This window comes from Protofrankia sp. Cr1 (genome assembly GCF_963555865.1).
In the GTDB taxonomy this organism is placed as follows: domain Bacteria; phylum Actinomycetota; class Actinomycetes; order Frankiales; family Frankiaceae; genus Protofrankia.
Genome location: NZ_CAUVXO010000158.1, coordinates 1 through 10,449 on the forward strand (window position 1 = coordinate 1; position 10,449 = coordinate 10,449).

At 70.8% G+C, this 10,449-nt stretch carries 5 protein-coding genes; 1 reads left to right on the plus strand and 4 read right to left on the minus strand.

Annotated features, from left to right (window positions below; translation table 11 throughout):
* From U9980_RS14010 to U9980_RS14025, 4 genes are all read right to left on the minus strand, one after another.
* The coding region (locus tag U9980_RS14010; protein WP_322768316.1) for a DEAD/DEAH box helicase at positions 1–1,444 on the minus strand (1,444 nt) is incomplete at its 3' end.
* On the minus strand, positions 1,441–6,603 hold the full coding sequence (locus U9980_RS14015) for a DEAD/DEAH box helicase (protein WP_322768317.1): 5,163 nt from the start codon (positions 6,601–6,603) through the stop codon (positions 1,441–1,443). The genes U9980_RS14015 and U9980_RS14010, both read right to left, overlap by 4 nt.
* Before the next feature lie 150 nt (positions 6,604–6,753).
* Positions 6,754–6,924 (minus strand): hypothetical protein, encoded by a 171-nt coding sequence (locus U9980_RS14020; protein WP_322768318.1) that lies wholly within the window; start codon positions 6,922–6,924, stop codon positions 6,754–6,756.
* Between the two features lie 299 nt (positions 6,925–7,223).
* A complete protein-coding gene (locus tag U9980_RS14025) occupies positions 7,224–7,466 on the minus strand; it encodes a hypothetical protein (protein ID WP_416210274.1) in 243 nt (80 codons plus the stop codon).
* Positions 7,467–7,818: 352 nt separating this feature from the next.
* Here U9980_RS14025 and mobF point away from each other — a divergent pair.
* A partial coding sequence (mobF, locus tag U9980_RS14030) for a MobF family relaxase (RefSeq protein WP_322768319.1) occupies positions 7,819–10,449 on the plus strand: 2,631 nt, incomplete at its 3' end.

Below are 10,449 nucleotides of genomic sequence, written 5' to 3' on the forward strand. Positions count from 1 at the left end.
CCAGCCGACCGATGATGCCGATGCCCTTGGTGAGTTTGGCGTCGGCCGGGCCGCGCAGCTTGTCCGCCGCGTCGGCCATGGCCAGCAGCCGCCGGCGGGGCGACGGGTCGAGTGTCTGCGCGCCGGGGCTGGTGTCGGCGCCGTCGACGGAGGCGTCGTCGGTCAGGTCGAACACGCCGGCTTCGCCGAGCGCATCCGCCTCCTCAATGCTGCCCGCATCTGCTGTTATGCTTCGGTTACGTAAGGTGTCCGCCGCGGCGGCCGGGGAGGAGGCCATGGACCGCAGCAGTGCCAGCACCGACCACCAGCGGACCCGCTGGTTCAGCCGGCCTCCGCCGCCGTCGCGGACGGTCTCCCGTGCGTAGGCGAGGACGTCGTCGAACAGCGCCCGGTAGGCCGAGGTGAGCCGGTAGGCCTCCTCGGTGGTCAGCCGGTCCGGGAACGACGTCCTCTCATCCAGGTAGGCCCGGATGTCAGCTCGTTGCCGCTGCACGAGATGGCGGGCGATCCGCTCCCGGTCGCGGCGTCGCATCGGCCCGGACAGGTCTTCCGGTAAGTCGTCCAACGCCGGATCGAGCAGGCCGAGTAACGACCGGAACGCCGCTGCCTTGCCGCTGTGCGGAGTCGCTGTCAGCAGCAGCAGGTGCCGGTTCGCGTCGGCCGCCAAGCCCGTCAGCAGCGAATGCCGCTGCTGGGCTGCGTGGCCCGCACGGCCGCCGTGGTCGGCGGTCACACAGGTGTGGGCCTCATCGACAACCACAAGGTCGGGGCAGGCGCGCAGGAACTCCTCCCGGCGCCGCGTCGCCTTGATGAAGTCCGTCGACACGATCGTGTACGGGTGGTGGTCGAACAGGGACTCCCCCGGCGGCAGGTCCCGTTCCAGCCGGCCCGCGGTCGACGCCAGCACCAACGTGGCGTCCAGCGCGAACTTCTCCGCCAGCTCGCTCTGCCACTGCTGCGCCAGCGACGGCGAGCACAGCACGGTGAAGCGGCCGGCGCCGCCTTGGGCGAGTAGTTCGACGACGATAAGACCGGCCTCGATCGTCTTCCCGATCCCGACCCCGTCCGCGATCAGCAGCCGGACCGTGTCCATCCGCAGTGCCATCAGCAACGGGACGAGCTGGTAGGAGCGGGGTGTGACCGCCAGGCCGGCGAGACTGCGGAAGGGACCACCGGACGAGCGGAAACCCAGCCGCAGGGCGCTGCGCAGCAGCCGGGCACTGGCCGCGTCGCCCAGGTCGGAGGCGTCCGGCGGCGGGAAGGTGGCCGCCTCCACCGGCTCGATGCCGAGCAGGATGCCGGCGACCTCGTCGGCTGCCCCGCCGAGAGGACGAAGGAGCAGCAGGCCCGGGTCGCTACCGGGTAGCACGACCCATTCCCGGCCGCGTGCCCGCACCAGGGCACCTGGAGCGAAAGCCGCCGACGGCGGCATGGTGGTGGTCATCGAACGCTCTCCGGTCCGAACACGCTCGGCAGCTCCGCCACCTGGGATGCCCACTCCCCCTCGTCGCCGATCTCAACCACACCCCAGCCAAGCGAAGACAGCCGGTCGATCGCCTCGTCGCCGCGGCGCTCGTCGTCCGTCTCGGCCGGCAGGTCACAACGGACGAATACCCCCACTTCGCCGTGCATCAGCCGGTACACCAAGTCCGGTCGGGCGTCCGCGTCGGGAACCAGCACGGCCACCGCGTCCGGCAGCCGGTAGCCGTTACCGCGAAGCCACGCCAGAAAGCGCTCGACCGCCGCAGCCCTGCTCTGCGGCGGCACGTCCCGGTCCCCGCTTGCTGCGGCCGGCTGCGGCTGCGGCGGCACGAGGCCTGCGACCGTTGTCTCAGCGGGGCTGACGGCTGGCCGGTTCACCCGGGTGGAGCTGTTGGCCAGCGCGACGAGCAACGGCAGCGCGAGGAAGCGATCGAGCAGCTCATGCTCGATCTGGTTGCTGTAGGACAGCAGGCAGTCGTAGCAGGCCTTGGCGCAACGTTCGCTCACGCCATCCGGCGCATCGCGGTCGCCGCCGTCCAGGTCGAAATGCAGCAGGTCAAGCGCGCATCGGGCGACCGTGTCGAGCTGGCCGTCGTCCAGGAGCCGCCGCAGGACCCCCGCGCCGCCTTCCGCGGACTCATAAAGCAGGATGCGTTGGCGGTCGCCCAGGTGCGGCAACGCCTCGGCGGCAAGCTCGGAATCCTCAAGATTGAACACAACCTGCACCGCCCGCTTGAGGGCGTACTGGAAACTGGCGAGAGTCTGGGGCGACGCTGACGTTCGCCAGTCGATGATCAGGGCGTTCCGGCTGTCCTGCACGTAGGGGATCACCAGCTCCCCCATTGCAATCGCGGTGGCGCCGGATCTGGAACCGGCGCCGCTTGTCGCCGAGCCGGTCGGGCCGTGGGGGGCCGCGGGCTGGTTGGAACGGCCCGCCCACCTGCCGGTCGCCGCGTCGAGCCGGTAGCCGGTCGCCTCCTTCGTCCGGCGCCGGCGCAGCCCGATGTTCATGCGGCGAATCGTGGCGGTATCGGCGTAGGACAGCCGGGCCAGCGCTGTCCCGTCGCCAGCCGTCACCTCCGCCTCGACGCGGCGGTCCGGTCCCTCGACCGGCATCGCCACCGCGGTGCGGATATCGAAACCCTGGCGGCGCCGCTCCTCCTCGTCCGAACTGATCCGCTCCCGCCGGCGGGTACTCGCCGTCGTCATCCGCAGCAGGTTGTTCCACGCCATGCCGAGCTGGGCCCCGCACGAGGTGCACACATCGTCCGCCGGGTCGTGCAAGGCGCCGCAGCCCGCACAGACCTTCGCCGACTCCAACGCCAACCGCGCCCCGGCAGTCACGTCCCCGCGCAGCGACCGGGCGACCTTGTACACCTCGTACCGTGAGCCCTCGTGGTAGACCAGCGCCCCAGGCCCGAACTCGCTGATCGCCAGAAAGCGCGGCCGGGACAGATAATCGCCCTCGAACTGCCGCCGGCCACGCCGCGCCGGGATGAACGCCGACACCGGCAGCCGAGGGAAGCTGTAGCCCGGCAGGAAACCCTCCGACGCCAGGTAACGGTAGGTGTAGAAGTCGCTCTGGTCCAGCGAGGTGTCGGCGTTGCGCAGCAGGTCGAGCTGGGCTTCCGCTTCGTTCCGGCGCGCCCGCGCGGCATTCACCGCGTCCTTCGACGCCGACACATCAGTGATCACACGGTTGGCGTCGGCGAACTCGGCCTGCGCCGACCGGTACAACGTCCGCCAACGGTCGCAGGTACGGTCGAACGTCTCCAACGCCCGGGTCACGGTCCGCTCGACCCAGGTGTCGTCGTACCACGGCGCCCCAGCGATCTCCGGGGTGTCCTCGAGCACCCGGCGGGCACGCTGGAGGGCTTGGCGCCGGGCCCCCTCGTGGGACATCGCCGCGACCACCTCGGGACGTAACGCGAGGCTCGGGTTCTCACCGGCAGCGTCTAGGACGTCCACCAGTGAGCTTCCCAGCGGCTCCCGGGTCGTCTCGGCGAGCCACATGGCCTGCACGTGCGCCCGTACCAGGTCCGCGTTGGCCAAATCCAGCCGTGGCGGCTTGACCGACCCGGCGACCATGTCCCGCGAACGGCGGAAGTAATACTGGTCATGGGCGCTGCCGCTGGTGCAGTAGGTCACGACCAGCGCGGGCTGGCTCTGCCGCCCGGCCCGACCGGAACGCTGGGCGTAGTTCGCCGGGGTCGGCGGCACGTTACGGAGCAGGACGGCGTTCAACGATGAAATGTCGACACCCAGCTCCATGGTCGGCGAGCAGAACAGCACCGGCAGTTCCGCATTGCGGAACTTCTTCTCCCGCTGCTCCCGAACCAGGGCGGGCACCTGGGCGGTGTGCTCCGCCGACACCAGCCCGGCCAGGTCCTGGGCCCGCTCCCGGTATAACCCGACGAAATAGCGGTTCGGACGTCCCCCCTGCTCGCCCACGGTGACCCGCAGCGGGTCGGCCGCCCGTTGGGTCCCGTCGCCGGCCTTCCACACCAGCGCCGCCGCATTGAGCTGGTACCCGGGCGTGCCGTGCGGCTCGTCAAGCCGGTGCACAATGCCGTACTCGTCGGTCAGCACCGTCAACATGCCGTTGATCTCGACCTCTGCGTCGTCGGTCGACAGGGCGTGGCCGGTGAGCCGGCCCACCTCCCGGCGCAGGAAAGCGGCATACGCGGAGCGCCCGGAGACAAACTGGTCGGCGCGCGACTCGTCCTTACGGCGAGGACGAGGCAGCAGCTTGCCCGCTACGAACGGCTCCTCATCCAGCTTCCACGGCTCGATCAGATGCTGGCTGGCCAGCGCCTGCACCCGCTCGAATCCATCCAACGTGAGCACGTCCGCCCGCAACGACAGCCCGCGCCGCATCTCGTCCAGCAACACCCGCAGCAACCCGGCCCGGTCAGCATCATCAAGAGGATGAAGGACGCTGCCGCGCCAGACCTCGCCGTCCGCCGCCGCATCCTCCAACGACTGATAGCCGACCACCAGGAGACCGGCCTGTTCCAGATTCGGCATCGTGATCCGAATGCCACGTTGCAGGTCGATGTAGAGCCGGTACTCGACCACCAGCCGCAACGCCCGGTCGGTGTTCTCCCGCGCGAACCCCTTCGCCTGCGGAGCCACCGCGTAGCGCTCCCGTGGCAAAGCCAGTGCCTGCACCACCGCGCCTGCAAGGTCCTCATGCGTCAGACCAGCCGGACCGGCAGCCACGCATGCCTGGTGCAAGGCCGCGCGTACCAGGCTCACCTGTACGAAGTCGTTGAAATGGCCTGCCTGCAGCGACGCGTCCTGGCGGTTGTCGGTGAACGCCAGCAACTTGCGCGCCTCGTCTTCCAGCCCATCCTGGCTTCGTAGCGCCCGCAGCAGGCTCGAACTGAGTACCGTTGCCGCCGAGCTACGACCCTCCGACCCCAGGCTCGACAACTTCGCGAAGTCCTGTTGCCGGGGTGACTCGTACGACACCCGGCACTCACGGTTGAGACAGAACCGGAACGGTGACCGGACGAACGCCGCCCGGAGCCCACTGTCATCGCCGTCGCTGAGCTGCCGGCCATCCCCGGCGACCCACACCGGCTCGGGCAGCACCTTGGCCCGGTTCGCCAGCACCGACCCGTCGGCTGCCAGCCACGAGCCGGGCAGTCGGCCCGCCACACCGTCGAGGCCCCGCGGCCAGGGATCCGACGTGGACACGTACAGGTAGCCGCCGTGCTCGTCGTCCTCGACCCCACTCGCGCTGCCGCTGACCGCAAACCGGCCATTGCGACGCGTGACCGCCAGATACTCCTGCCCGCACTCCCGGCAGAACACCAGCGGAACCAGGATCGCCTCGGGCCTGTTCGGGTGCGCAAGCTGCCGACGGGTGGTGATGTGCCGGACGTCCTCGGCCTCAAGCGAGACGTAGACGGTGTCGCCCTTGCCGACGAACTGATGCAACCGGAACGCGAACAGCGGACGACCGAACGCGTCGAGTTGCCGGCTGCCAGCCAGCAGGGTTTCCCGCAACGCCCGCTCGCAGTCCCCGGCCGTCAGATCGGTCAACTCCGCCAGCTCGACGGCGACGTCGGCGACCTTACGCGGACGCTGCCGCACCAGCCGACCATCCTGCTCGGCCAACCCGAACGTCGTCTCCACCCAGCTCGCCAACGAGTCGTCCCGCAGATCGGCAGGTGGCGCCTGGCGGGCCACCGCCTCGCGGAGCCGGTTGCGATCAGCCTGGACGTTGACGGTGGCCCGGCGCAGGGTCTCGTCCACCACCTGGTCCGCGGCCACCGCAACACCGAACATCGTCGACGCGGTGCGGGCGATCTCGGTGTGCTGCGCTGCCCGCGTGCCGCCCGTGGCCAAGGTCGCTGACGTCCCCACACACTGCACCAAGGGACTACCGCAGGCATCCCGCACCCGGCGCACCAGCATCGCCACATCCGCACCCTGGCGGCCCCGGTAGGTGTGCAACTCGTCCAACACCAGGAAACGCAGGCCGTTCGCACGCTGAATCAGCCGCCGCCGCTCGTCCGGCCGAGTCAGAATCAGATCCAACATCACGTAGTTGGTCAGCAGAATGTCCGGTGGCTCCGCGAGAATCTCCCGCCGACGCGCCTCGTCCTCCTGGCTCGTGTACCGGGCGCAGGTCACCCGCTTGTCATCACCGATGAACTCCCTGAGCGCATCGAACTGCGAGTTCGCCAGCGCGTTCATCGGGTAGACGACGATCGCCTTGAGCCCACCTCCGGTGCCTACCCGCAGCACGTGGTCGACGATCGGCACAAGATAGGTCAGGCTCTTGCCGGACCCGGTGCCCGTCGTCACCACGTAACTCGCATCGGACCGGGCCAACTCGACGGCGTCACGCTGGTGGCGGTGCAGCCGGATCGACAGCCCCCCGATCCGGAAGATGTCCGCACAGCCGGGGTGCAGCCCGTCCGTTCCGCCGCGCGCCAGTTCAGTGATCTCACCGCCGGGCTCGAACGCCGGATTCAGCGACAGCCACGCCTCCGGCCACAGCAGCCCATCAGCGATAGCCCGCTCGACGTGCTCGCTGACCCGCCGATCATGGATGGTCAGGAAACCGCGGACGAACTCCTCGTAGTCACGGACTAATCGATCACGCACCGCGAAGACATCCACCGGCAACCCCCCAAACCCGTCGAACCGGCTCCCACACCGTAGTCCCCCGACCCCGCAGCGCCCCTGCCAGCGGTCTGCTCAAGGTTGGCGGGAACGATGGCGATCTTGAGCTACCACCCACTTTCCCGATCTTCACTACAGCAACTCCAGCGCCTGCGCGCCGATGTAGGTCCGGACCGCGCTCATCGCCCTCTTGGTGGAGAAACTCCGGGTCTTGCGAGACTGCGCCTTCAGTAATCTGTTCGCATCGGCGAACGCCGGCCAATTCGTGCAGGCTCCTCGACGGTGTCGCGCTGTGCGCGACACCGTCATATGTCCCTTACCGATTTCGTGCCACCCGGTGCCGTTTTATGCACCCCGGTTTCGGTGCTCCGGGAAGCCCGCGATGACATGTCATCGCAGCCCACAGAGGGCGTCTTCGGGGCACCGGAGGGCTGCTTCGGACCGCATGTTCAACCAACCTTGGATGTGCCGCGCCATGCGGTACACAGACCATTGATCATCTGAGACCACGGTGACCGCGCGACGCACAGCACATCATGATCGATTTCCTGGTGATCGCATAAGTTGGAGCGGGAGCGGGAGCGGGCGGGCACCGCCGAATATCAACCGGTCGGCCGGGGTCGCACGGTCCAGCGGGCGGGGTCAGCGCCGCCGAGCCACCGGTCCACCTCAGCGCGCCACCACACCCGGGTCCCGCCCCAGCTGGCGGTGCGGTTCACCGTCGCGGCCGGTACCGGCGCGCGGGGATCGGTCCGGAGCCGGTGGTCGACGGCTTGGCGGCTCACGCCGAGGACGGCGGCGATGGCGGAGGACCCCACGAGTATCGGCGGCTCGTCCACGGCCACCGACGATAGTCCGCCCGGCCGCATCCGCGGATCCGCAACCGGCATCCCGGCATGCGGGCCACGCCGTCGCCGCACGGCCCGTCCGCGACGGCCAGGCCGACCCTCGGGAAATACCCCTGATTTCCGCGGTGACAGTGGCGTTGGCCTGCGGCGATGACCGGTGCGATGAGCGTGGCGATGGCAGGTCCTGGCGATGCGACCGGCCGAATTGTTCCGGCCCCGGTTCCGGTCGGCCCACCCGGATTCACACAGCGCAGGTGCGGGTGTCCGCACGTCAGTCCGACCGCCGGATTCCCGCAGCGCGGCAAATCGGCGGCGACGGAAAAGGACGTGACATGACCGGTGGTGGGTGGTGATTGCGACGGTGAAAGTACTGGGACTGCGGGCCCGGGAGTTCGCCGGTGTCGCCGCGGCGGCCCGGCGGGTCGTCGACTACGTCCAGGGCACCCCAAGCGCCCCCGAAACCGCCAGCCAGGGGCCGGCGGGCTACTACAGTGAGGGGACGGCGCGCGGCCGGGCCCGCGGCAGCGGCGCCGGACTGCTGGGACTACGCGGTGAGGTCGACGCCGTGCATCTGCAGCGGCTGCTGTGCGGGTTACACGCCCGCACCGGGCTGCCGGTACTACCCGCGACCGGCTCCGCCGGCCGGGCCACCGCCGGCACACCGACGACAACCGGACCCGGGCAGAATGGCGATCTTCTGACGTTGCGGCAGGCGGCCGCGATCGCCGGCGTCGGGGTCACCTATCTGCGGCGACTCGCCGAACGCACCGCCGCCGCAGACACCGCGGCCGCCGACCATGGCGACACGCCGTCCGCCGCCGACAGTGCGACCGCCGCGGACCCGGCTGCCACGGCTGCCACGGCCGCGGAGCGTCCCGGCGGTGGGGAGCGGCTCGCGGCGCGCAAAGAGCCCGGGTCGGGCCGGTGGCTGGTCACCCGGGCCGAGGTCGACCGGTTCACCGCCGAACGGGAACCCCCGACGGTGGTGCTGGGGTTCGACGTGACCTGCGCGGCCCCGAAAAGCGTCAGCCTGCTGTGGGCGTTCGGCGACGACGCCCTGCGCGCCGACATCGCCGCCGCGCTCGACGCCGGCGTGGACGCGGTGATCGGCTACCTGGAACGGTATGCCACCGTCGGGAAGGTCGACGGCCGTAACCGTCCCGGCCTGGGCCTGGCCGCCGCGTCCTACCGCCATGAGGTCGCCCGCAGCGACGAGGCCCACCTGCACATCCACAGCATCGTCGCGAACGCGGTCGCGGTACCCGTCCTCGACGACGACGGCCAACCCGCCGTCGACGCGACCGGGGCGGCGCGGATAGCGTGGCGGGCGGTGGACGGCGAGGTGTTCCTCGCCCATGTCAAGACCGCGGGCTATCTCGGCGCCGCGGTCCTGCGCCACGAACTGTCCCGCCGCCGGGGTCTGCGCTGGGCCGAGGTCCGCAACGGCGTCGCCGAACTCGCCGGCTTCCCCCGGCCGCTGCTGGAGGCGTTCTCCACCCGCAGCGGGCAGATCAGCGAGGAGTTCGCCGCCCTCATCCGGGACGGCTTCACCGCGTCGGCGGCGACGAAGGCGGCGGCGCAACGCGGCTCCCGTGCGCCGAAGAAGGTCCTCGCCGACGCCCAGGTCCGCGCCGCCCAACACGCCCGGCTCACCGAAGCCGGCTGGACGGCCGCGCAGGTCCAGGCGCTCGGTGCCCGAATCGACCGCACCATCGACCCGCCGACGGCTGAGGCGATCACCACGCTGGCGGACCGGTTGACCGGTGCGGCCGGACTGACCGCCCACAGCCCCACGTTCACCGCCCGGGAGATCGTTCAGCAGGTCGCGGCGTGGGCCGGCGACCGGTTCGACGCCGAGACGGTGCTGGCCATCGCCGAGGGAATGGTCGCAGACCCGCGGATCGTCCACGTCGACACGGTGGCGGCCCGCCGGCGCCGCCAACCCGAACCGGTCTACAGCACGATCGGCCTGCTCGAAGCCGAGGACAGCGTGCTCACCCTCGCCCGCCAGGGCCGCGTCGACCACGGCGGCCCCGCCCACCGGCTGCTGCCCCCCGACACCGTGGACCGGCTCCTCGCCGCGGCCGCGCCACGCGCGGATCCGGACCGCGCGGGACCCGCCGACAGCGGACCGTCATCGCCCCGACTGTCGGTCGAGCAGGTCGACCTGGCCCGCCAGATCCTGACCTCGCCCGATCTCCTCCGCCCGGTCATCGGCCCCGCCGGCTCCGGGAAAACCGAAGCCATGCGCCTGGTCACCGCCGTCCTCACCGACGCCGGCTACCACGTCATCGCCGGCGCCCACGGCGGCCGGCAAACCGAACAACTCGCCGACCGGCTGCATGTTCCCGCCCGGGTCGTCGCCGGCTGGCTCACCCTGCTCGACCACGCCGACGACCCGGCCACGATCTGGCCGGCCGGCACCGTCCTCATCCTCGACGAAGCCACCCACGTCGACACCCGCCACGCCGAACGGCTCCTACGCCACGCCACCCACACCCACACTGTGATCATCGCGTTGGGGGATCCCGCCCAACTCGGCGCCGTCGGCGCCGGCGGCTGGTTCCCCCACCTGATCGCCACCACCCCGCACGTGCCCGCGCTCACCGTCCTACACCGCCAGGCCGGCCCGGCGATGGCCCCGGTGCGTGCCGCGCTCACCGGCCTGCGCGACCACACCCCCGGCGCGGCCCGGCACGCCCTGCACCAGCTCGCCGCCGACAACCGCATCGACCTGTACGACAGCCGCGAGGAACTCCTGGCCGCCGTCGTCGACGACTGGTACACCGACGGGCACCGCCGGCCGCAGCCCGCCGGCGACGGGGGGACGCCCGCGGACCCACGACCGGCGATGCCCGTCATGATGGCCGAAACCCACCACGACGTCGAACTGCTCAACCAGGCCGCCCGCACCCGCCTCACGGCCGACGGCACGCTGGCCGGGCCGGCGCTGCACGTCGCCGGCCGCACCTTCCAACCC